14 protein-coding genes are annotated in these 24,258 nt (G+C 56.9%); all 14 read left to right on the top strand.

The window, feature by feature from the left end:
• Positions 1 to 128: 128 nt before the first annotated feature.
• The 14 genes from ACFFSY_RS33125 (at position 129) to ACFFSY_RS33060 (ending at position 24,188) form a co-directional block, all read left to right on the top strand.
• Positions 129 to 1,820, top strand: coding sequence for an extracellular solute-binding protein (locus ACFFSY_RS33125; protein ID WP_377502565.1), 1,692 nt, complete (start codon positions 129 to 131; stop codon positions 1,818 to 1,820).
• 76 nt (positions 1,821 to 1,896) lie between these two features.
• Complete coding sequence (locus ACFFSY_RS33120; protein WP_377502563.1) at positions 1,897 to 2,787, top strand: ABC transporter permease; 891 nt, start codon at positions 1,897 to 1,899, stop codon at positions 2,785 to 2,787.
• 12 nt (positions 2,788 to 2,799) lie between these two features.
• The gene (locus tag ACFFSY_RS33115) at positions 2,800 to 3,684 is read left to right on the top strand and encodes a carbohydrate ABC transporter permease (RefSeq protein ID WP_377502561.1); all 885 of its coding nucleotides are present in this window, start codon (positions 2,800 to 2,802) and stop codon (positions 3,682 to 3,684) included.
• Positions 3,685 to 3,709: 25 nt separating this feature from the next.
• Entirely contained in the window at positions 3,710 to 6,151 is a 2,442-nt protein-coding gene (locus ACFFSY_RS33110; protein ID WP_377502559.1) for a glycoside hydrolase family 31 protein, read from the top strand.
• 186 nt (positions 6,152 to 6,337) lie between these two features.
• Entirely contained in the window at positions 6,338 to 8,536 is a 2,199-nt protein-coding gene (locus ACFFSY_RS33105; RefSeq protein ID WP_377502557.1) for a DUF5050 domain-containing protein, read from the top strand.
• An 821-nt stretch (positions 8,537 to 9,357) separates the two neighbouring features.
• Positions 9,358 to 9,657, top strand: coding sequence for a hypothetical protein (locus ACFFSY_RS33100; protein ID WP_377502555.1), 300 nt, complete (start codon positions 9,358 to 9,360; stop codon positions 9,655 to 9,657).
• 201 nt (positions 9,658 to 9,858) lie between these two features.
• Positions 9,859 to 13,902, top strand: coding sequence for a DUF4962 domain-containing protein (locus tag ACFFSY_RS33095; protein WP_377502553.1), 4,044 nt, complete (start codon positions 9,859 to 9,861; stop codon positions 13,900 to 13,902).
• Between the two features lie 26 nt (positions 13,903 to 13,928).
• Entirely contained in the window at positions 13,929 to 15,950 is a 2,022-nt protein-coding gene (locus ACFFSY_RS33090; protein WP_377502551.1) for a family 20 glycosylhydrolase, read from the top strand.
• 301 nt (positions 15,951 to 16,251) lie between these two features.
• On the top strand, positions 16,252 to 18,465 hold the full coding sequence (locus tag ACFFSY_RS33085) for a helix-turn-helix domain-containing protein (protein ID WP_377502549.1): 2,214 nt from the start codon (positions 16,252 to 16,254) through the stop codon (positions 18,463 to 18,465).
• 385 nt (positions 18,466 to 18,850) lie between these two features.
• Positions 18,851 to 20,407: an extracellular solute-binding protein gene (locus ACFFSY_RS33080; RefSeq protein ID WP_377502547.1), complete on the top strand. Its 1,557-nt coding sequence runs from the start codon at positions 18,851 to 18,853 to the stop codon at positions 20,405 to 20,407.
• Between the two features lie 131 nt (positions 20,408 to 20,538).
• Complete coding sequence (locus ACFFSY_RS33075; RefSeq protein WP_377502822.1) at positions 20,539 to 21,396, top strand: ABC transporter permease; 858 nt, start codon at positions 20,539 to 20,541, stop codon at positions 21,394 to 21,396.
• Positions 21,390 to 22,268 (top strand): carbohydrate ABC transporter permease, encoded by an 879-nt coding sequence (locus tag ACFFSY_RS33070; protein WP_377502545.1) that lies wholly within the window; start codon positions 21,390 to 21,392, stop codon positions 22,266 to 22,268. The genes ACFFSY_RS33075 and ACFFSY_RS33070 overlap by 7 nt, the downstream gene beginning before the upstream one ends.
• 61 nt (positions 22,269 to 22,329) lie before the next feature.
• Entirely contained in the window at positions 22,330 to 23,187 is an 858-nt protein-coding gene (locus ACFFSY_RS33065; RefSeq protein WP_377502543.1) for a sugar phosphate isomerase/epimerase family protein, read from the top strand.
• On the top strand, positions 23,187 to 24,188 hold the full coding sequence (locus tag ACFFSY_RS33060; RefSeq protein WP_377502541.1) for a hydroxyacid dehydrogenase: 1,002 nt from the start codon (positions 23,187 to 23,189) through the stop codon (positions 24,186 to 24,188). The genes ACFFSY_RS33065 and ACFFSY_RS33060 overlap by 1 nt, the downstream gene beginning before the upstream one ends.
• The last annotated feature ends 70 nt before the right edge of the window (positions 24,189 to 24,258 follow it).

Below are 24,258 nucleotides of genomic sequence, written 5' to 3'. Positions count from 1 at the left end.
GGACGTTTTTTTATTTTATCGGCCAGATTCAACCCGAATCCGATCGCGCGGTCTATCCCGCATGGACGCGCGTTCTGACTATAATCGAGCTAGAAAACAAATTCAGTTGACCTAGGGGGAAGACTTGCATGAAGAAAGCAAAAACGGGTTTGGCGGTATTGCTCGTGGCGGCCGTCGCGGGATTAAGCGCCTGCAGCAGCGGCGGCAACGAGAACGGCGGCAATGCGAATGCGAATGCGCCTGCATCCGGGAACAATGGCGAGAACGCGGCAGCTGCCATCGATCCGATGGCGAAATTCCCGGAGCCGGTAGAGATCGGCATCGGCCGCGCGATCGATCCCAACTATAAGTACGAGGGCAGCGACACGGCGGAGGATAATGCGTATACGCGCTGGCTGAAGGATACCTACAATATCGTCGTCAAGCATACATGGGAAGCTTCGGTCGCGGATTACAACCAGAAGGTGAGCATCTCGATCGGCAGCAACGATTTGCCGGATGCCCTGCTCGTGAACGAATCCCAGGTTCGTCAGATGGCGAAGGCGGGCCAGCTGGCCGACCTGACCGAGGTGTACGAGAAATACGGCAACGACAGATTGAAGCAAATTTACGAATCCAATCCGGGGCTGCTCGATAACGTCACTTTCGACGGCAAGCTGTACGCGCTGCCCGAGACGACCTTGCCTTCGGCGCCGCTGACCTGGATTCGCCAAGATTGGCTGGATAAGCTGGGCCTGCAGCCGCCGAAGACGCTGGAGGATCTGGAGAACATCGCCAAAGCGTTCGTCGACAATAAACTGGGCGGCGACAACACGATCGGCATCGTCGGCACGGGGCAAGGGGGAGCGCTGTATTCGAACTTCCTGGCTTCCAGCGATCATTTCATGAATTTCTCCCCGCTGTTCTTCGCCAATGACGCGTATCCCGGCATCTGGGTGAAGGATCAAGGCGGCAATGCGGCCTACGGCTCTATCCAGCCGGAGACGAAGACAACGCTGGCCTTAATGAAGGATTGGTATGACAAAGGCATTCTCGATAAAGAGATCGGCCTGCGCAAGAGCAGCCAGGAAGTCATCTCCAGCGGGCAAGCGGGCATCTTCTTCGGGCCTTGGTGGTCGCCGTACAACTTGATGGATTCGATCAAGAACGATGCGAAGGCGAATTGGAAGCCGTTCGTCGCGCCGCTCGACGCGGAAGGCAAATTCAATTCCAACCAAGCAACCGGCAGCACCTTCATTGTCGTGAAGAAGCAGTACAAGCACCCGGAAGCGGTTCTCAAAATGCTCGATATTCACGTTTCGGAGAAGGACCCAAGCTATGCGACGGCGGTAGGGAAAGAATTGACGAGCCAGGAAATTCCGCTGTTCTTGATCATGGGCCACGGCGACCAGCTGGATTACGCGGTCAACACGACGCAAAAGGTGCTGAAAGGCGAAATGACGCTGGAGCAGGTCGACAAGCTGAATTACGGCTTTACGTATGAGCTCTCTTCCCACGTCAAGGACGTGAAGCTGGAACCATTCGACAACTACGATATTCAATATTGGAACAAAGACAACGACTTCTTCTCGCATCTGTATGCGCACTTGAACGGCGGCTCTGCCTTCATTAATGCGGACATCAACTGGGTAAGAAGCCTGGCGACCGCCCAGACGCAGACGATGCAGACCAAGTGGACCAATCTGAAGAAGCTTGAAGACGAGACGTTCCTGAAGATCATCATGGGCGGCGCGCCGATCGACGAGTTCGATACGTTCGTAAGCAAGTGGAAGGAACAAGGCGGCGACCAAATTACGAAGGAAGTCAATGAATTGAAATAACGGCGCAATCGTTCGACAATGCTCAAGACGGGTGACGCGGTTCACCCGTCTTGACTTGATTAAGGGGATAGACGGCATGCGAAATAAAGCGTTCTATAAACATTATTACTTGATGCTGCTGCCGGGTCTGCTCTGGCTGTTCTTCGTGAACATCTTGCCGATGCACGGCATTCTCATGGCTTTTAAGGATTTCAACGCCGGCATGGGCGTCTTCCGCTCGCCCTGGGTCGGTTTGGACCATTTCAGATACATGTTCGAGCTGGACGACAGCCGGGTTATTTTCAAGAATACGGTCATGATCGCCCTCTTGAAGATGGTCGGCAATCTCATCGTACCGCTCATCTTCGCGCTCATGCTCAACGAGGTGAGGCACCGGTTGTTTACCCGATCGGTTCAGACGGCCGTTTACCTGCCGCATTTTCTGTCCTGGGTCATCGTAGCCGGCATTATGCTGGACATCTTCTCCTACACCGGTCCGGTGAACCGACTGCTGACTTCGTTCGGGGCGGAGCCGGTGCTGTTCTTCGCGAAGCCCGATCTGTTCCCGGCGCTGGTCGTGGCCAGCGATATTTGGAAGGAGTTCGGCTTCGCGGCGATCATTTTCTTATCGGCGCTGACGTCGATCAATCCGGAAATGTACGAGGCGGCCGCCATCGACGGGGCTTCCCAATTCAAGCGGTTGACCCATATCACGCTGCCCAGCATCGTGCCTGTCGTCGTCCTGGTCGGCACCTTAAGCATGGGGAACATTCTGAACGCAGGGTTCGACCAAATCTTCAACTTGTACAATCCGACTGTCTATTCCACCGGCGACATCATCGATACGTGGGTGTATCGCGCGGGTCTGATCGATATGCAATACGGCTTGGCGACAGCCGTCGGGCTGCTCAAGTCCGTCGTCGGCTTCGTTATGATTTCGATTACGTACGGCCTGGCGTACCGGTTTGCAAACTACAGAATCTTTTAGGAGGTGTAAGGCTTGGTCGAGGAACGCTCGTTATTATCGAAGGTGGGCAACGGACTCAATGTGCTTCTGTTGATCTTGATTACGCTTCTGTGCCTGCTGCCCGTCTGGTACACCTTGGTTGTTTCGCTTAGCGATAAAGCGCCGGTCGCGGCGGGTCAAGTCTTCGCATGGCCGAAGCAGTTCACCTTGAACTCGTATATCGCGATTATGGAGGACGCGCAATTCTTCCGCTCGTTCTGGATTTCCGTGCAGCGCGTGGTCTACGGAGCCGTCGTCACATTCCTCGTCGTCCTCTTGATGGCTTACCCGCTGTCGAAGTCGTCCGACGAGTTCAAGCCCCGGAACGTCATCATGTGGCTGCTCGTCTTCTGCATGCTGTTCAGCGGCGGCTTGGTTCCTTGGTTCATGACCATGCGGGACCTCGGGCTGATCAACAACATCTGGGGCTTGGTGCTCGGCGGCGGACTTCCCGTCTTCAACGTCATTCTCGTCATGAACTATTTCCGCAACCTGCCGAAGGAGATGGAGGAATCCGCTCTCATGGATGGGGCCGGTCCGTGGCGGATCTTGTTTAGCATCTATCTGCCGTTAGCCAAGCCGGTGATGGCCACGATTCTGATCTTCACGATCGTAGGGCACTGGAATGAATTTTTCCAGGCGCTCGTGCTGATGAACAAGAACGAGAATTATCCGCTGCAGTCCTACATTCGCCAGGTCGCGGTCGTGGTCAATGCTTCGCAGATGGACGCGGAGACGGCCAAGCGCATGACAAGCCTGTCCAATCAGACGCTGAACGCGGCCAAAATCTTCATCTCGATGCTGCCGCTGCTCTTGATTTATCCGTTCTTCCAGAAGTATTTCGTCAAAGGCATTACATTAGGTTCCGTAAAGGGATAAGGAATGAGGAAGGTAGGACACCACCATGCTAACGAGCGAAACGATACATCCGGATAAAGGCGGCACGCTGACGCTGAACGAAGGCGGCTGGCAAATCGGCGCGATCCTGGCCGTCGACTTGCGAGAGGACGCCTACTACTTCAGAGGCGAGAACGCGACGCTTATGCTGCAGCCGGTCAATGCCGCCGTCGTACGCGTCAAGCTGCTGCCAGACCACAGAGAAGATAAGGCCACTACGATCGCCGTACAATCGGAAGCGTTCGTGCCGGTCGCGTCGCAGCTGGCCGAAGAGCTTGAGTGCTACCGGCTGATGCTGCCGGCCATCACCGTGGAGATTCGTAAACAGAACGCCGCGTTGGCATTCTATACGGCGGAGGGCGAGCTCGTCTCCGACGAAGCCGGCATCTACCGGTCCGGCCGCGGGCAGTACGGGTGCCGCAAGCGGATGGAGCCGGACTCGCATGTATACGGATTAGGGGAGAAGACGGGCTTCCTGGACAAGAAAGGCGAGAAATACGACATGTGGAATTCGGACGTGTTCGACCCGCATGTGCCGGAGATCGAAGCCTTGTATGTCTCGATCCCGTTCCTCCTCCATTTCCGCTACGACAAGCCGGCTTACGGCATTTTCCTCGACAATCCGGGACGCTGCGCCTTCGATATGCGTTCGGATCAAGAGTCCTACACGTTCCAGACGACCTCCGGAACAATCGATTACTACTTCGTGCACGGTCCGGAGTTAAAGGACGTCATCCGGGGCTACAGCCGGTTAACGGGGACGATGGATCTACCGCCCGCTTGGGCGATCGGCTACCACCAATCCCGGTACAGCTATATGAGCCAGGAGGAAGTGCTGACGCTTGCGCGGACGTTCCGCGACAAGCAGATTCCGTGCGACGTCATCTATCTCGATATTCACTATATGGATGAATATCGCGTGTTCACGTTCGATCCGGTACGCTTCCCGAAGCCGGAGGCGATGATCGCGGAATTGAAGGAGATGGGCATTCGCATCGTGCCGATCGTGGATCCCGGCGTGAAGAAGGACCCAGAATACGCCCCCTATCAGGAAGGCATTCGGAACGACTACTTCTGCCGCAAGCTAGAGGGCGAGATCTTCATTGGGAACGTGTGGCCGGGAGCGAGCGCCTTTCCCGATTTTACGGATGAGTATGTGCGCACCTGGTGGGGAGAGCTGCATCGCTATTACACGGACTTAGGCATTCACGGCGTCTGGAATGACATGAACGAGCCGGCCGTATTCAACGACAGCAAGACGATGGACCTCGACGTCGTGCACCGCAACGACGGCAGCCCGAAGACGCATCGCGAGCTGCATAATCTGTACGGCATGCTTATGTCGATGGCGACGCAGCAAGGATTGAAGCGGCAGCTGAACGGCGAGCGGCCGTTCGTGCTCACGCGCGCCGGCTATGCCGGCATTCAGAAGTACGCGGCGACCTGGACGGGAGATAACCGCAGCTTCTGGGAGCATCTGGCCATGTCGATTCCGATGGTGCTGAACCTAGGCCTGTCCGGCCAGCCGTTCGCAGGCCCGGACATCGGCGGCTTCGCGCACCATACGTCGCCGGAACTGCTGGCCCGTTGGACGCAGGCAGGCGCCTTCTTCCCTTACTGCCGGAACCATAGCGTGCTGGAATCGATTCGCCAGGAGCCATGGGCGTTCGGTCCGGAGATCGAGGACATCTGCAGAACCTACATTCGTCTGCGCTACCGCCTTCTCCCGTACTTGTACACGCTGTTCCATGAGGCGCATGAGACGGGGCTTCCGGTCATGCGGCCGCTCATTCTGGAATATCCGGGCGATCGCAACGTCTATAACTGCTGCGACCAGTTCCTGGTCGGCCAAGATCTGCTGGTCGCGCCGATTTTGCGGCCGAGCACGGAATACCGGACGGTCTATCTGCCGGCGGGCGAATGGGTCGACTTCTGGAGCGGCGAACATCTCGAAGGCGGCCGGCATGCGATGGCCTATGCGCCTCTTGCGAAGATGCCGATGTACGTCCGCGCCGGGGCTGTAATCGCGGAGCTTCGGGAGGAGACGTGGAAGCCGGTGCTCAATGCCGAGGCGCAGGTCGCGCTCGTCATTCGCGCCGCTCAGGCTGGAACGCGCGCAACCGGACGCTGGTACGAGGATGACGCTTCTACTTATGCCTACGAACAGGGAGCGTACAACTTGCTGGAAGTCGTAAGCGCGTTCGACCCGGGCGCGGTGTCCCTTCAGCTTCGCTACCTGTCCAAGGGACTGCCTGGTCGGCGGGAGACGGTGGCGGTCGAAGTGAACGATTTGAACTTCAGCCCGAATCAGGTGCTCGTCGTCACGCCGGAAGAGGATGCGACGCTCGAATCGCACGGCGGAAGCTGGTCGTTCGACGCGGAAGCGTCCACGCTGCGGCTCGTGCTGCCAAGTACGTTCGAGGACATCAAGATCCGCGCCGAAGCGTAAGCGGCTGATCCCCCTGATGCCATGCCAGCCGGATCTGCGAAACCAGCAAGGAAGACCGGGAATACCTCGGGAAAGACCGGGAATTTCTCGGTCTTTTTCTATTTTTTGCACACATTCCCTGATGAATGTTGTATGATGTGTGTCGATGCTAGCACTAGCACAATGAACAACACTGGGGGATCAGAGATGAGAGGGTTGCAACGCGTATTATGGATGCTGGCGGGATTGCTGTTGTTAATCTCGCCAACGCTTGCTGAGGCTGCTGCAACAGCTGCCGTGAACGGCAAATCGTCGGATGCCTTTGCCGCGGCATTGGCGGAGATGCCTTCCGTTACAGGGGCGACGGCCGATGGATGGATTTATTATCAGGAGTACGATGAAGATTCGGACACTTCCATGCTGATGAAGAAGAAAGCCGACGGCACCTCCGTTCAAGAGGTGAAGAAGAGCGAGCTTCTTATTCAGCCGTATAACTATTCCAGATTCGTGAACTATCGTTATGCGGATTACAATGTGATTCCGGCGTCGAACAAGCCAGCCTTCATCAAGCAGCTTGCGCAGAATCCGAATGCCTTCATTATCGACATGATCGGCGACTCCGTCATCTATTGGATCGGCACGGTGAAGGAGGGCAATTACGAGAGCGGCACGATCAAGAAGGCTACGCTTGCCGGCAAGCAGCCGACAGTGGTAACGGCCGATAACGGGAAGATCGATTTTGCGAGCTTCACGATCCATAAGAACACGCTCTTCTATACCGTGGAAGAGGGCGAGACTTACGCGCTGTACCGGGTGGGGCTCGATGGCAAGAACAAGAAGAAGCTGGCCGGCGACTACTACAGATCCGTCAACCAGATGAACAAGACGATGGGCCCGGTCCCGTATTATTCGCTGTATCAGCGAGGCAATATCGCAATCGCGCAGGATCAGATCGTCTACATTAATAACGACGAGAATCTGGTCCGGCTGGCAACCGACGGCAGCGGCAGACGGCTGCTGAATCAGGCCGAAGTCAGCAATCCTTTCGTGGAAGGCGATTGGCTGTATTACAGCACGATCACGAACGCGGCCGCCGAAGATTGGTTGTCGAACAGCTATTTCTACGGCCCGATCTACAAAGTGAAGCTGTCGGGCGGGAAGCCCGTTCCGATCACCAAAGGGCACAGCAATCTCGCTTTCGTGAAGGACGGCTGGGTGTATTATGCGACGGAGTGGTATGAACCGGACCAACGTCTTATTCGGGTAAGAACCGACGGCAGCGGCGCGCAGACTGTTCTCTCCGGACTCGTCGGCGATCAGGAATTGTACACCCGGGCCGTATTCGGCGATTGGCTCACTTACGCTATCCAAGATAACGGGGACCCCGTCGGCGAATACCGCATACGGCTGAACGGCACGGGCAAAACCAAATTGTCCTACAGCACAGAGGTCGAGGCGGAAACACCGGAAGAGAAGGCGCAAGCGGAGCAGGCGGTGAAGCAAAATTACGGCAAGTACCAAGTGCCCGACATGCTGAAGCAGGCGATTGCGCTGGAAGAAGAGCTGCGGGAGCAGAAAATGCTGCTGGGCGGCGGGCTCCTCGGTCCGAACTTCTTGGAGTTCGGAATCGGTTATCGCTATGAGTCCACGCCGATTGACGTCATCCCGTTCGCGCTCGAAGACTGGGATGACGAGGTGCACTATGGGTTCCTGACCGATTTCGGCACCGTGAGCAGTCTGGAGGAAGCAGCGATCGTCCGCGTCTCGCCGTATGAGGATCATCCCGTGACGATCATCGCACGTAATTTCCGCGAGTTTATGCAGCTGCTGGTGTATGAGCCCACGGGCGTTCATTACCTGGATACGAACATGACCGAAGCGGAGTACGAGGCGCTGCAGGAAGACGGGGCTGAGCTGGAACGCTCGCTGACGAAGCAAGAGAAAAACGTCATGCGCATCGTCCGCGAACGATTTGCCCTGGAGCCGATAGGGGACGTCTACGACTACTTGCGTAAGCTGAACAAGGAACGCAAGCAGAAGATTGCCGCTTCTACGGAAGATAGTCTCGGCGTGGTCTACAGCGGCACCGAGGCGGCTTCGGCCAAGCGGCTGGCTTTTGATTTCGAGGAATATGAGGATGGCGTGCACCGCGCGGATGTGAAGGAGTTCTTCGACCAAGCGTCGACGCTGGACAAGCTGGTGTTCCTCCGAGATGCGCAATATGTCAACCTCTGGTTGGAGAACAGCAAGGTCATTGCTTATTTGCAGGAGCAGCTGAAGGCAATGGGGCTTGAAGATGAGGCGAACCGGATCGCGTATCCGGAATCGGCCGTGTATGACAGTGAGTATGAAGGCGAATACGAAGACGACTATAACGATCTTTACGAAAGCTACTTTGGGTCGTAGGCTAGCCGAGAGGGGCGAAGATGTTCAGCTCGGAAGCTTAGAAGTTACATGGAGATCCGCTGTAATTAGCGGGTCTTTATTTTTTTATACGTTCCTCCTTTACTAATTAGCGCCCACGCGAGCTTCAGCCGCTTCGCAGGTGGGGACAACGACATACTATGATTTGATTCTACCTCAACCCCAAAAAAGAAGGGATGATTGAATTGATCATCACGGGGAACGCTTATGTCGGTATTAGAAAATCACTTGGAGATCAAGTGATTTTTCTGAATGGGTGTGGTCAAGGAGGAGGGCCGCTTAGTCAGATCCCAAACGGCACTTCCGCGCTATTGCGAAGGAGGAACATTCAGAAACGTGTTACGATCTTGACCATGGAGGAATGCGGTGACCAAGATAATAATAGCTTGGACGTGAGTCCAGCAACCGCAAAAATGTTTAAAATAACGGATGGCTTTCTGTACTTTTTGGAATTTAACATCAATACGAACGTGCTGACCATCAGCCTTAGACGGAATCGAACGACTGCGCCATTCGGGATTGAAAGCGTCGATGTACAACGAAATGATCGTTTGGTAGTCACATTCGACACGCTTATCGCGATAGGCTTACCGGATGGTAATCCGATACTAACAGTCACTAGAGCAGGTAGAAGAAAAAAGTTGAGATTACAATTAGAGCCTGAGGTATCTGGGGACGGGTTCGAAACCAGTCCTCGAACAGCAGCCTTTTTTGGTTTTATAACCGGGAATCGATACGTGCTAAGGTATAATCAAGTGACCAAAGTGCTCGATATTAGAAGTGTAGGCGGGAAATAGCACTCGATGAAAAACAAAACCGGCAGCTCATTAGCTGTTGCCGGTTGTACATTTGGAATTGCTAAGGACCTCACGCTGCTTAGTAAGGTCGATCGGGGGCGTCCAGCCATTCAGATATTGATCCGTTATGCGGACCGGGAAATGATCCATCCGATCTGTAATTCATATCTGATCATTATGACAGGACAAGAGCAGTCCTTCCTCGTACGAGGCCGGGCTGCTCTTGTTCATTTTCCATCAGGCGAGCTTGCTTCAGCCCGGCTAGTCGTTTTTGCGAAAGCTGGTCTTTTTATCCGAAAACCGTAAAGGAGTTGAAAGTCGGGCAGCATCGTGGATTTACCTGCTTGGCGCCGTGTTTTACGATGGCGGTAGCTAAGGACGGCTTCCGTTGTAAGCGGGCTCACACCCTTGGCCCAAGCTTGTTTCGTAATAGCTAGTAAAGATTGGAGGTGAGGCGGCCATCGTTGTTTGTTTAGGCGGCGTGTCAAACAAAGGGAGGTTAGTGAATTGGTCAATCGCGTGTGGAAGCGCAGCACTTCGATGATGCTGGCGTGTGTGATGGGCTTAAGTCTGCTGTTGAACTTGCTCGCATGGCCAGCGGCCAGCGCGGCGGTCGACGACTCCGCCTTGGGACCGGAGCTGATCGTCAATCCAGGGTTCGAGCAGGTGTCCGGCGGAATGCCGGTCGGATGGACGAAGTACGCGAATAATAACCCGGAGGGCGTAACCGTCGAGTCGGTCGCCGGAATGGCAGCGGAAGGCACGTACAGCGTCAAGTTGACCGATCAGAATGACGCGGCGGGGATTGCGGCGGGGGTGTACAGCTCCATGGTGCCTTACTCGTCCGGAGCGGAATACACAGCCAGCGTTCAAGCGAGAGTCGATGCTGGCGGCGTGGCGCTGATCATCCGATATTACAAGGCGGACGGCAGTTCTACGCAAAAAATCGCAAACAGCACCGGCACGGGTCCGTCTTGGCAGAAGCTTGAGCTTCGCGATACCCCGCCGGCGGGCACGGCGAAGCTTCAAATGATTCTGGTCGTTCCGAGTCTGTTCGCAACCGGCACGGTCTATGTGGATGACGCATCGCTCCGGACGACGGCGTTGTTGGCATGGCCGACCGGGCTGGATCCGGCTTATTCGAGAAGCTTCAGTCCCGCCGATCATCTCGTCACGACTCAGAATCCGCCTGATTTCGGCTGGCCTTTCATTGCCGGCGCGGATGCGTACGAATTGCAGGTGGCGAGCGATAGCGGCTTTCAATCGGTCGCTTACCAGAAGAGCGGCATCGCGTCCAACTACTATAATTTCCCGCAGCCTTTCGCGGACGGGCAATCTTACTTCTGGCGAGTCCGGTTCCATAAGCCGGCAGGCTGGTCCGCATGGAGCGATGCTCGGAAGTTCCGCATCGATGCCGATAGCGTGCCTTTCCCGGTGCTACCCGCGTCCGAGCTGCTCGGAGCCGTGCCGAGCGGGCATCCGCGCATGCTGACGACGCCGGATCGGCTGGATGAATTCCGCGCCAGGAAAGACGGCGACGGCAAAAAAACATTCGACAGCGTGAAGAGCCGCATTAAAGCAAGGGTGGAGGCCGAGGTGAACAATCCACAGACGCTTCCGGCCGAACCGGTCAAGATGCCGAACAATTCGCCTACCGTGCTCGCGCAAACGACGGAAGTAACTACGCCTATGATGGACGCGGCTTTTATCTACCTTATCACCCAGGATGCCGCTTACGGCGAATTCGCCAAGCGGCGGCTCTTGCATGTTGCGACTTGGCGAACGAAGGAAGGTGCGACCCAGTACGACAACAACAAAGGAGGCAATGATCAAGTCCACCGGGAGATCGCCTTGTCCGGCGCGATGGCTTACGACTGGCTCTATGATCTCCTTAGTCCGTCGGAGCGGGTAACCGTATTGACGATGGTGCATGATCGCGCCGCAATGATCGCGGACGATGTCCTGTACGACAGTTACCCGATCACCAGCACGCCGTACGACTCGCACGGCTGGACCGTGTTCGGCTATCTGGGGATGATCGCGATCTCCTTGCTGCACGACGATATCAGCGTGAACGGGACGGTCGTGTCGGAGGATGCGCAGGAATGGTTCAATCGGATCGTCCCCGCCTATATTAATCTATCGCCTGCTTGGGGCGGCGAAGACGGCGGCTGGGGCAACGGGGAAGCCTATTGGCAATGGTCCGCCTTAAGCAACAAGCAGTTCATCGATACGCTGCATGCCGCGACGGGCTTCAGCATCTACGACAAGGCGTTCAACCGCAATGAATCATGGTACGCGATGTATATGCTGCCCTTCGGCCAGAAGAGCGGCGTATTCGGAGACGGTGCCGACGATATTCACCGCGGCGCTGTTCATGCGAGTATGACGCGCAATGCCAAGATGCAGCAGGATCAGGTTATGCAGTGGTTCGCGCAGCAATACAACTACGATTATGGCAACTATATGACGTATCTCTATGAGGACAGCAGTCTGCAGGCGCGTCCTCCGGTCGAGATGCCGACGGCCAAGTACTTCGATCAGCTCGGCACGGTGGCGATGCACTCCAGCCTGCTCGATCCGAAGCGGATTTCCTTGTTCTTCAAATCCAGTCCGTACGGCAGCTTCAATCACAGCCATGCCGATCAGAACGGCATTCAAATCAAAGCGTTCGGGGAGGACCTTACGGTTGACGGCGGGTTCTACGACGATTACAACAGCGACCACTTTCAAAAGTACGCGAAGCAGACTTTTGCCCACAACGCGATCACCTATGACGACAAACAAGGACAAAACATATTCGATATGAAAGCCTCCGGCAAGATTACGGGCTTCGCTACCAATCGAGACTTCGACGCCGCGGTCGGCGACGCGACGACCGCTTACAATACCGGCGGCAGAACCGGTCTTGATTCGGCTAAGCGCAGCGTGATTTATGTGAAGCCAGGCGCGTTCGTCGTCGTGGATAATGTGGACGCGAAGGCGGCGGGCGGCTCCAAATTCGAATACTGGCTGCATGCCGATAAGAGCTTGACGGTGGATGAAGACCAAAGCGGCGCGACGATTATCAAGAACAAAGCCGCGCTGAAAGTGAAACTGTATTACCCCGGCCTGACGGCGGCCAAATCCGATCGATACTTGGATGCAGGCGGTGCGGAATGGCTGCCGGGAGGCAACTACGCAGGGAAGACGCGGCTGCATGCCGAATTCGAGACGCCGAAGACGGCATTCGCGACGATTGTATCCACCTATGTCCCTTACGAAGTCGGCTCCGCGCCGCAGAACATTGTCTCCGAGGACATGGGGACCTATCGGAAGCTGCACTTCGCCGATGGAACGGACGTGTATGTACGTACCGCGCCAAGCGGCGTCGTCGACGCCGGCAGCATTCAGTTCGACGGCATTGCCGCAACCGTCAAGGAAGACTCGATTCTTCTGGTAGACGGCACCCGGTTAACGATCGGCGGCCAGACGCGGATTAGCAGCTCGAAGCCGGCCACGGTCGCGCTCTCCGGCGACGAACTGTCGATTACGGGCACGCAAGAGGCGGAGGTCAGCTTGCAGCAAGCGGGCGTGACGGCCGTACTGGACGAAGCCTACCGCAGCCTGCCCAAGGGCGGCAGCATAACAGATGCCGTCAACACGCGAGGCGTACATTGGGACACGGTCGGCAGCAGTACGTTAAAGCTGAATGTCGAGCCTGGTCAGCATCAGCTTCTGCTGCGCAATGTCTCAGCGCCGGCTCCGCAGGCAGCCATCTCCTATCCCGTCGTGATGAACGGCGCAGCCTCGACAGTAACGCTGTCTGCCTACGGCGACGGGCGCGGCGGTACGGCCGCGTGGGGAACGCTCTCGAATGCGGCCGGCCTCTACGAGGTCGTCGAAACGCCGCCGGGCCTTTACTTCGATAAGCTCGGCATGGCGCAGCCCGTTATCTACTTGGGCGCGAATGCGCGAATTATTCTGCCGGAGGTGACCGGCACCTTGAAGCTCCGCAGCGCCGGTTCGGGTGCGATGACGCCGGCGGATGCCACGGAAGACTATGATACCGTCAAGGCAGGACTCACGGTATTTCAAGAAGCCGAGAGCTTCAGCGATTCAGAAGGCGGCGTGCTCAACATCTACAACACGCGGCCTTGGTTGTCGAGCGGCCTAGGCGTCAGTAATTGGGCGGCCGACGGTCAGAGTATTACGTGGGATCTCGACGTTCCCGAAGCCGGCAAGTACGATATTGTCTTCAAATATGTAGGCTGGGAAGACGCGAACGGACTTCCGACGCGGCTGATTCAATTGGGCAGCCGGTTCTATACGGCGGAAGCGGCGAAGACGTTCGATTGGGGAACGAAACCGGAATATTGGAAAGCGCTGACCGTCCACGCCGGCGCTTCTCTGCCAGCCGGACCTGTGCGGCTGCGAATGTGGAACGTTCGGGGGCCGATGAATCTGGACTGGGTCGGCTTGGTCAAGACCGACGCGGCAGCGCAGCCATCCGTGAAGCTGCCAAGCGCGGGTTCCGTTCGTCTACAAGGGGGCGTTACGCGATTGGGGTAAAGGTCCAAGAAGAGAGGGGGATCGCCATGAGGAACGCTTCGAACGACTATTTGACCTTGTATGCCTCGCTGGAGGAGCAGGGGGCGTACGTGACGGGCGCCACGAAAGTGATGACAGAGCACGAACCTGTCGTGGCGTTGCTGGAAGAAGTTCGCGCTGATTCGCCGGGGCTGCCGTCGTTTCCTTCCATACAGTTCCGGGAAGGGGCATGGCCGGCGGAGCTGCAAGCCCGGATTCGCGACGAGTTCGGCTGCGAGGAGCCGCCAAGCGGCGAAGCCTACGCGATCGAGATCGCGGCGACGGGCATCGTGGTATACGCGATCAGCGCGCGCGGTTCGTTGTACGGCGCGGCGACGCTTGGCCGGCTGGCAGAGGGAGGGCTTATTCGGCACGGCTTGGTCTACAACCGGCCGACTTGCCCGGTTCGCGGGCTGAAGCTGTACATGCCGACGCGGAAAGGGATGGCTTATTTCAAGCAATTCGTCGATATGCTGTGCCGCTTCCAGTTCAATACCGTCGTGCTCGAAGTCGGAGGGGCGATGGAATACGAGAAGCACCCCGAAATTAACGACGGCTGGGTGCGTTACTGCGAGGAGATGAGCGCGTACAGCGGCAAGACGATCGAGGTCCAGGATAAGACGTATCCGTGGTACAAAAATTCGATTCACGTGGAGAATGGCGGCGGACGCTATTTATCCCAAGAAGAGGTGCGGGAGTTGGTCGCTTACTGCAAGGAACGGTTCCTCGACGTCATTCCCGAGGTGCCTTCGCTCAGCCACTGCGATTACTTGCTCATCAATCACCCGGAGCTGGCCGAACGCAAGAACGACCCGTACCCGGACACCTATTGCCCGTCCGACGAGCGGTCCTATGCGCTGCTCTTCGATGTGCTGGACGAAGTGCTCGCGGTATTCGAGCCTAAGACCGTGCACGTCGGTCATGACGAATATTACAGCATCGGCTTGTGCGAACGCTGCAAGGGCAAGCCGGCCGAGGAGCTGTACGCGAACGACCTGCGGCGCATTCACGGCTATTTGGCCGAACGCGGCGTCCAAACGATGATCTGGTGCGAGAAGCTGATCGATGCCGAGGATAAGCAAGGCGAGAAGTGGGGCGGCGCGGAGAGACCGATGAAGAGCCATGTGACCGGCGAGCCGCTGGGCGAGACGATTCCGGCGACATACAAAGCGATCGATTTAGTGCCGCAAGACATTCAGATGCTCAACTGGTATTGGGGTTTGGAGCGGCAATATGACCGGTTGTTCCTGGATCGCGGCATGTCGCTGGTCTATGGGAATCTGGAAGGACCGGCCTTCATGGACTGGAAGGAGCGGCTCCGGGCGGGGGCGCGAGGCGGGATCATCTCGAACTGGAGCGAGACGAAGGAAGGGAACCTGCAGCGCAACGGCGTCCTGTTCTCGATGGCGTATTCGGCGCTCCTGTTCTGGCGGGACGACTATGAGGAGTCCGCTTACGGACACGTCGTCGAGTATGCGTTCGAGGCGCTCTATCGCGACAAGCATCGCCGTCTGCTCGGCAGCGCGCCCGGGGCGGCTGATACTTCCTGGGCGCACTCCACAACTGAATCGTCCCGAGGCACGTCGTACGTCGAGGTCGTACACACGACGGATGCTTACATGGAATACCGGCTGTTCTTCGATGGCGTCTTCCTGGATCAGGCGGAGTACCGGATCGGCGCCTACGCGCTCGTCTACGACGACGGCACGGAGGAGGAGGTGCCGATCTGCTACGGGCATAACATCTCCAATAAGGATCGCTTGTGGGACCGGATCGCCTCGGCGGACCCGGCGCCGCTCAAGAAGGAAGCGTACAAGGTGGACGATGCGTTGTTCGAGACGGCCTATACGACCCGGCCGATCCAGACGGCGCAAGGCACTTATTATCGGTGGATCATCGACAATCCACGCCAAGGCCAAGCCATTAACCGCGTACGTCTGATCGTGGATGATCCGGACTGCTGCACCATTACGGTGAAGGAGATGAGGGCCTACCCGCAAGCAGCGGATCTGCCGGTCGAACGCCGCTAGCGGGCGCCGCCGATTCGAAGCCCAAGCACCCTCGTCTCCCTATGCCCTAACACGCAACGCCCGGTGCCGATATGGCGCCGGGTTTAGCTGCGGTCTGGTCTTTTTTGCGAATTCTGATCCTTTTTTGAACAGATTGACAAAAAGTTGAGGCTTGCGAAGTTTTGTTCATGTACAGCGCTTGCGTTAGCGGATACTATGAGAGAAGGAGGGGCTCTTTTTTTGAAAGCGGATACACGGTTGCGGGATCCTCCGATAGATAACCAGATTCGACGGTAATTCCATAAGAAGAGTGGAGGGTCGTATGAAGACATTACAATCACTCCTATCCGTCAGACCCCGATCCAATTCCCTGTTCCTGCGGCTCATCGCGGGATTCCTCTGCATCATCCTGCTGCTGGGTTCCTTCACCTTGTATACGCTCGCGGAATCCAAGCGGAGCGTGAGAGCGGGCATCGTCAAATACAACACGCTCATGCTTGCGAACACCATGAACAGCTACGAGAAGCATCTGGATCTGGTGCGGAAGCAGATGTCGCTCTTTTTTTTGAGCGAAGACGTTCAGCGGCTGCAGACCAATCCCAAATACAGCAGCATTCCTCAGATTATTCACCAAATCTCCACGTTCGCCAACAATCCATATCTGTTTATCGATAACATCGTTCTTTATGTGAAGCACGAGAACTTGGTCATCGAGAAGGGGACAAGTACCGACGCAGCCTCGATGTTCAACGTGTTCTACAAGAGCGAGGCGTACCCGCTCGAGTTCTGGGAGCGGCAGTTCGACGAACCTTATGCGAATCGACTCTTGCCCTCCGCTCGCATGTTCAATACCACGGACCGCGACAATCCGCGGACGATCGGCAACCGCATGCCGCTTGTGTTCAAGAACGAGTGGCGCAATAACATGTACATGATCGTATTCCTGGACGCCGATCGGATGTATGGCGCCTTCCAGCAAAGCATTTACGATGATTTTATCGTTTACGGCGGCGGCGGGGAGACGCTGTATCAGTCCGAAGGGAAGGAGCCTTTCCTCTCGTATGCCGACCTTCAGACCGACGGGCGGAGCGATTTCGCAAGGGATGGCAAATACTATTTCAGCAGGATGGGGACCACGACGAGCAATCAATACGTCTACCGGGTTCCCGCCGAACAGATCGCGTATGAGACCCGGCTCAATGTGACGCTGGTGGCGATGATGGTCGCGGTCCTCCTGCTCAGCGTCCTGCTCGCGGTCGTCTTCGCCGTTCGGATCCACAATCCGCTGCGCAAGGTGATCGAATCGATCCGGTCGATGAACGCGAATCCGGCTTTCCGGTCGAGTATCGACGAATTCAACATCATCCGCGACGAAATCGTCGGCATTCAGCTGGCGCGCAAGCAGCTTGGCTTCATGAATCGGCTCAAGGCGATCCGCGGCACCGAGGTCGATAGCGCAAGCCTCGAATTTACGAACAAGCCGTTCGTGTTCCTACTGTTTCACGTGCAGCACTACCCGGGGAAGCTGAACAACTCCGCCGCCGCCCAGAAGTGGCTCTACTATATCAGAACCTATATCGACAGCCAATTAACCCAGGCGCAGCCGGACTCCCTTACCTTCCAGATCGAGCGGAACCAAATCTTGAGCATGGTAGCTGCCCAGCGGACGCCAGAGCTTCTCCGTCTGCTCGGCAAGATGAAGGACGTATTCGATCACGATATGGAATACGGAATCGTGACCGTCGCGGTCACCTCCGTATACGAATCGTCGGATCAGCTGACGCAAGCTTACGAGGAAGGACAGCAGCTGGTCGGGGAGCGGCGGCTTACGAAGGAGACGCAGATTATTACGGAACGCGCCCAAGCGCCGTCTTCGATTGGCTTCTCCCCCGATCAGGACAAGGAATTCGAAGTCAATCTGCGGGAAGGCAATCTGCCGCAGCTTGCCGCGCTTCTGGAGCGGCAGTTCGCCAAGGGGCAGACGAAGGAGATGACGGCGGCCGCCCTTTACCGATTCGCGGCGTCCATAGCCAGCCGAATTCGCGGCGCGCTGCTTCCCGGCTATCTGGAACCAGGCAAGCTGGAGGCGATCCTGGGTCGAGCGGAGGAGGAGATCGGGGGCTGTCTGCTCGCGGCCGAATTGGAGCAGCTTGTACGGGGATGGGTGACGAAGGCGGCGGAAGCGGTCAAGGAGAAGAAAGAGGAGAAGCACCCGGTCACATCCTTCGTGATCGAGTATATCCACGAGCATCTGTCGGAAGAGATCTACCTCGATGTGCTGGCCGAGAAGCTGAAGATGAGCAGCGGCTATCTATCCTCTTACTTCAAAGGGAAGACCGGCAAGAACATCGTGGACTATATTAACGAGACCCGAATCGCGAAAGCCACGAGTCTGCTCGCCGACGACAAGATCAGAATACACAGCGCCGCCAAGGCCGTGGGCTATCAGAACATCACCTCCTTCAATCGCATGTTCAAGAAGTACACGGGGATGACGCCAAGCGAATACCGGAAGCAGATCGATTCTTCCTCCTAGCAAAGTTCCGAGAAGGAACTTTTTTTCTTACCTCCTTCCTCGAAAGCAAGGTGGTCAGGTGAATAATCGTACGGGTGAAGAATTCGCAGCGTGAGGTTGAGGTGGGCATAACGCTCCGACTGCGTATTCATCCGCTTAGACTCGCTTAACCGGACAGCTTTGTCCTCGAAAGGCCAATAGAAGGCGCTGGGCGCTTTTGCGGAAACTGCGCGTTTTTTACGAAAACATTAAAGGAGTTGCAGGACGCGCGGTTCCGTCTATATTCGGAATGCCGGGGCCGGCCTTATGATGGCGGTAATCCGGAGCGAGGGACCAGTTGAAAGCGAATTCAGCGGACTTGCAAGGAGCGAAACGATTACTCGACTAAAGGGACGGTGCATCCAGGGTGAAAAGAAAAAAGAAGATTAGCGTAATCGGGGCCATTCTTATCGCTTCCCTTATTGCGGGGTGTTCGGGCAATGGAGGGACGGCGACAACCGGGAACGAGGCTGAGCCGCCATCCGCTTCGCCGAGCGCGGAGGAGAGCACAGCTCCGGCTAACACGCCAAGCAGCGCGCCGGAAGCGACGCTGCGCCTGCTGACCGATCTCAAGGAGATTGCGCCTCCCAAGCCGGATTGGGCGGTCTGGAAGTGGGTGAAGGAGGAAACCAACATCGCGATTAAGCAAGAGACGTGGACGGGGCCGGAGTCGCTGGCCTTGGCGATCGCTTCGGGCGACATGCCCGACCTGTTCACCGTCTTCCCGGGCGATGCGCAGAAATACGGTCCGCAAGGGGCGTTCCTCGATCTATCCAAGCATCTGGATCAAATGCCCAACGTGAAGAAATTTCTGGACGCCAAGCCGGAAGTCGCGCAGCGCATGACCTCGCCGGGCGGACAGATGTACCATGTGCTGAACGACGGCATGGGCGCGGGCAATCTGATGGTCTGGTTCTATCGGGACGACATCTTCGCGAAGCATAACTTGAAGGCGCCGACAACATGGGACGAACTATACGAGACGGCCAAGCAGCTGAAGGCGCTGTATCCGGACAGCTATCCTTTCACCTTCCGTCACGGAGTCAACACGCTTCGGGCATTCGGACCGCAATTCGGCGTGTATCCTTACATGTACGAAGACCCGGCTGCGCCAGGCAAAATCAAGTACGGGGTAACCGACCCGGGCTTCAAGGTCATGGTCGAGTATCTGAACAAGTTCTATCAAGAGAAGCTTATTCCGCAAGACTGGCTGTCCATGGACTATAAGGCGTGGACGCAGCAGGTTGCCACCGACAAAACGTTCATGACGATTCAATATATCGGCCAGATCGAAATTATGAACAGCCAGCTCCAGAACGGCGGGCATCTGAAGTTCATGGCGCCTCCGCTCGGGTATGGAGACAAGGCCTATATCCAGAAGGCGGATTATGAAGACTACGGCATTGCCGTATCCTCCAAGACGAAGAATCAGGATGCCGCGCTGCGTTATCTGGACTTCGTCTACTCCGACAAAGGGAAGGACATTCTCAGCTGGGGGAAGGAAGGCGAGACGTACACGATCGAGGACGGGAAGCGCAATTTCCTGCCGCAGTTCAAGGAGCCGAACGACCTGCGCAAAGAGCTGGGCATCTTTACCTCGGCCGCTTACGGCGTCGCCGACATCGAGGCTTCGCTGTCGCTTAGCAACGACAACGAGAAGCATTCTTTCTCGGAGGCGATGAAATATCAATTCCCGACGATGAATATGACGCCGCTGCTGACGGATGAGGAGCGCAACGCCATTACGGCCACCGAGGAGCAGCTGAACAAATATTACGACTCGTCCGTCGCGAAGTTCATTATCGGCGAGACGCCGATGTCACAGTGGGACGCGTTCTTGGAGGAACTGAACAAGATCGGGGCGCAGAAGGTGATCGATACGTATCAGGTTGCGCTGGATCGGCTGAAGGAGAACATCAAGTAACCCAAGCGCGGGCAAAGGCTGGATGCAGGTTGAAGACCAGCCTTCGCCTCGGACGCTCGCGGGAAAGAGGTGCCGTAGTGAAATCGTCATCGATCGTCAAGCAGCTGAAGCGGGACCGGGCATTCGTGCTGATGTTCGCGCCGGTCCTGCTGTATTTCATTCTATTCAAATACGTGCCCATGTTCGGCATCGTCATCTCGTTCAAGGACTACAATCTGTTCAAAGGCATATCGGGAAGCGAATGGGTCGGATTCAAATATTACGCGCAGTTCTTCGATAACCGCGACGCGCTCGTCATCATCAAGAATACCGTGCTGCTGGGCGCTTATAAGCTTCTGTTCGGATTTCCCGCGCCGATTATTCTGGCCCTGCTTCTTAATGAGCTGCGCCATGCGGTATATAAGCGATTCGTCCAGTCGGTGAGCTACCTGCCGCACTTCTTATCCAATGTGGTGGTCGCGAGCATGCTGATCATGCTCTTGTCGCCCAGCACCGGCTGGGTCAACCGCGTAATCGAAGGGCTGGGATTCTCGACCATTAGCTTCCTTCAGGAGGCGGATTGGTTCCGCTCGATCTACGTGCTCTCGGAAATCTGGCAGCAGGTCGGTTGGGGCTCGATCCTCTATTTGGCGGCCATCACGACGATCGATCCTCAGCTGCACGAGGCGGCCCGGATGGATGGAGCGGGCAGATGGAAGCAGACGCTTCATGTGACGCTGCCGGGGATGGCTGCCACGGTCGTCATTATGTTCATCCTCCAAATCGGCCATGCGCTGGAGATCGGCTTCGAGAAAGTATTCCTGCTGTCCAATGCGGCCACGTACGATACGTCGGACGTGATTGCCACCTACGTGTACCGTGTCGGCATTCTGCAAGGCAACTTCAGCTATGCGACGGCGATCGATCTATTCATGGGCGTCATCGGCTTCCTGCTTGTGTACGCGACCAACCAAATCAGCCGCAGATTAGGGGAGACCAGCCTATGGTAAAGAATCGGAACGTCTTCTCCCTGCTCTTCGATTACGCGAACGTGCTGCTCATGGCGCTGTTAGTGTGCGCGATGCTGTTTCCGTTCCTGCACATGGCGGCCGTGTCGATTAGCGAACCCGGACCGGTCGTGGCGGGCCAAGTGTCGCTCTGGCCGAGAGGGCTGAACTTCGACGCGTATGCCGCCGTGTTCCAAGATAAAAGGATTTTAATCGGCTACAAGAATACGCTGATCTATGTCGTACTCGGGACGACGCTATCGCTGTTCTTCTCCATTCTGGGCGCGTATCCGCTCTCCCGCCGCAATCTCGTATTCGGCCGAACGTTCATGATGCTCATCGTCTTCACGATGCTGTTTTCCGGCGGGCTGATCCCAACCTATCTGGTCATTCGCAGCTACGGCCTGCTGGATACGATCTGGGCGATGGTGCTGCCGGGCCTGGTCTCTCCCTATTACTTGATCATTATGCGAACCTTCTTCCAGGGGATCCCGCGAGAGCTGGAGGAATCGGGCAAAATCGACGGCCTGTCCGATTGGATGATCATGCTGCGCATCGTGCTGCCGCTCTCGAAGCCGGTGCTGCTGACCATCGCGCTCTTCTATGCCGTGGGAATCTGGAGCAACTTCTTCTCGGCGCTCATCTACTTGCGGAACGCAGACTTGCACCCGCTTCAGGTGACGATTCGCAACATCGTCATGATCGGCCAGGTCGGCGATATGACCGTCAGCTCTTCCGTCGGCGGCCGCCCCGTCGTGCTGGAGTCGCTTAAGTACGCGGTCATTCTGGTCGGCACCCTCCCGATTTTGTGCGTCTATCCGTTTATTCAGAAGCATTTCGTGCAAGGCGTCATGATCGGATCGGTGAAAGGGTAAGGGCGATGACGAGGACAAGGGATTCTTGTTCATCCTATTAAGCAGCAAAGGGGGGAGCGGCATGCAACGTCTGGCATTCAGCACGATACCTTGCGAAGGCTGGTCGCTGGAAGCTATCGTGGCGGCGGCGAAGGAAGGCGGATATCAAGGCTTGGAGCTCCGGGAGGGGGAAGCCTGGGCCATCCATGTCGGGTTGTCTCCGGCCGAACGGCTACAGGCTTCTCGATTGGCGAAGGAGGCTGGGGTGACGATTACCGACATTGGCTCCGGCGTCTGCTTCACGGGCAGCGGGGAGGATGCCGGGCAATTCCATCATTTCGCCAAAGTCGTCGCATTGGCTCGCGATTTGGATGCGCGGGGCGTGCGGGTATTTCTGGGCTATTTCACGTCCCGCAAAGACCAGATCGTCCCCGATATCCCCTATGCCAGCCTGGTTGGCGCGCTCCGGCAAGCTTGCGATTATGCGGCTGCTTACGGCGTGCAGCTGTGGATCGAGACGCATAATGAATTTTCCACGGGCCGCGTCCTGCGCAAGCTGCTGGATGATGTGAACCGGCCCAACTGCGTGGTCATCTACGATCTGATCCACCCGCTGGAAGAAGGAGAAGCGCCGGAGGAGACGGTCGCGCTGCTTGGCGCGCAATGCGTGCATGTTCATGTCAAAGACGGCATGCCTGCCGACGATCCGATGGCGACGAATTGGACGTATACGCGCATTGGGGAAGGTCGCGTTCCGATCGCTTCGATTGTCGAACTGCTGGAGCAATCCGGTTACAGGGGCTATTATTCGCTGGAATGGGAGACCAAATGGCGGCGCGAGCTGCAAGTACCCGGCATGGAGCCGGATGTCGTTTTTCCGCATTATACCGCCTATATGCGCCAGCTTCTCCAACTTGAAAGGAATCGAGGTTCGAAGTGATGAGAACTTTAGTGACGATCGCCGACGCCGGGCTGCGCGACATGTTCTGGCACGATCGAGTGCTGGACAAAATGAATCGTTACACCGAAGTAGATTTCGTTCCCCTGGATGCGAGATTCACCAGCGAGCAGTTGGCGGAACGAATTGGCGATTATGACGCATGCATCACGTCCTGGGGCTCGCCGTTCTTCACGTCTGAGGTGATGGCACGCGCGGGCAGGCTGAAGTTCATCGGTCATGGCGCCGGTAGCGTAGCTTCCATTGTAAGCGAGGAGGTATTCGCGACGCCCATTGCCGTCACGTCGGCGAATAAGGTGCTGGCGCACTCCACCGCTGAATGCGCGGTCTCGCTGATGCTCGCCGGAGCGTGGGACCATGCCGGGTACAGCACTCGGTTGAGGCAGGGCCGATGGAGCGTCAACAACCGAGAGACCGTGCTGGGCGTGACGCGCCGGGTCATCGGTCTGGTCGGATACGGCGAAATTTCCAAGCAGGTCATTCGGATGCTGCAGCCCTTCGGCGCGACCATTCTGCTGCACTCCAGCTATTGCCCGCCGGAAGAGGCCGAGGCGCTGGGTGTCCAGCTGTGCGGGTTGAACGAGTTGTTCGAACGAAGCGACATCGTCTCGCTGCATAATACGTGGACGCCGCGGACGGAGGGGATGATCGGCGCGGAGCAGCTGCGGCGGCTGCGTGACGGCGGATTGTTCGTCAATACGGCACGCGGTCCGATCGTATGCGAGCAGGCGCTTGTCGCCGAGCTGCGGACCGGCCGAATCTCGGCCGCGCTTGACGTGTACGATCACGAGCCGCTCCCGGCGGACCACGAGCTGCTGCACATGCCGAATGTCCTCTGTCTGCCGCATATCGGCGGCTTCCACGGATTGCTCAAGCGCGAGCTGTGCGAATTCATCGTCGAAGAGCTGGGGCGGTTCGCGGCCGGCGAGCCGCTGCAGGGGCGGGTCTCGCTCGAGCACTTCCGCAGACTGACGCCGAGATGACCGGCTGGCCATCGTCCATGCGGGCATTAGCGGTCTGTCTCATGAAACTTGGCAGGTTGTAAAGGAGGAG

Source organism: Paenibacillus aurantiacus (assembly GCF_042431225.1).
GTDB classification, from domain to species: domain Bacteria; phylum Bacillota; class Bacilli; order Paenibacillales; family Paenibacillaceae; genus Paenibacillus_Z; species Paenibacillus_Z aurantiacus.
This window is presented reverse-complemented; position numbering and strand designations above follow the sequence as displayed.

Coding starts and splice junctions, on each gene's coding strand:
- ACFFSY_RS33125 (WP_377502565.1), top strand. CDS start 129: ATGAAGAAAGCAAAAACGGGTTTGGCGGTATTGCTCGTGGCGGCCGTC.
- ACFFSY_RS33120 (WP_377502563.1), top strand. CDS start 1,897: ATGCGAAATAAAGCGTTCTATAAACATTATTACTTGATGCTGCTGCCG.
- ACFFSY_RS33110 (WP_377502559.1), top strand. CDS start 3,710: ATGCTAACGAGCGAAACGATACATCCGGATAAAGGCGGCACGCTGACG.
- ACFFSY_RS33105 (WP_377502557.1), top strand. CDS start 6,338: ATGAGAGGGTTGCAACGCGTATTATGGATGCTGGCGGGATTGCTGTTG.
- ACFFSY_RS33100 (WP_377502555.1), top strand. CDS start 9,358: ATGAAAAACAAAACCGGCAGCTCATTAGCTGTTGCCGGTTGTACATTT.
- ACFFSY_RS33090 (WP_377502551.1), top strand. CDS start 13,929: ATGAGGAACGCTTCGAACGACTATTTGACCTTGTATGCCTCGCTGGAG.
- ACFFSY_RS33085 (WP_377502549.1), top strand. CDS start 16,252: ATGAAGACATTACAATCACTCCTATCCGTCAGACCCCGATCCAATTCC.
- ACFFSY_RS33075 (WP_377502822.1), top strand. CDS start 20,539: ATGTTCGCGCCGGTCCTGCTGTATTTCATTCTATTCAAATACGTGCCC.
- ACFFSY_RS33070 (WP_377502545.1), top strand. CDS start 21,390: ATGGTAAAGAATCGGAACGTCTTCTCCCTGCTCTTCGATTACGCGAAC.
- ACFFSY_RS33065 (WP_377502543.1), top strand. CDS start 22,330: ATGCAACGTCTGGCATTCAGCACGATACCTTGCGAAGGCTGGTCGCTG.
- ACFFSY_RS33060 (WP_377502541.1), top strand. CDS start 23,187: ATGAGAACTTTAGTGACGATCGCCGACGCCGGGCTGCGCGACATGTTC.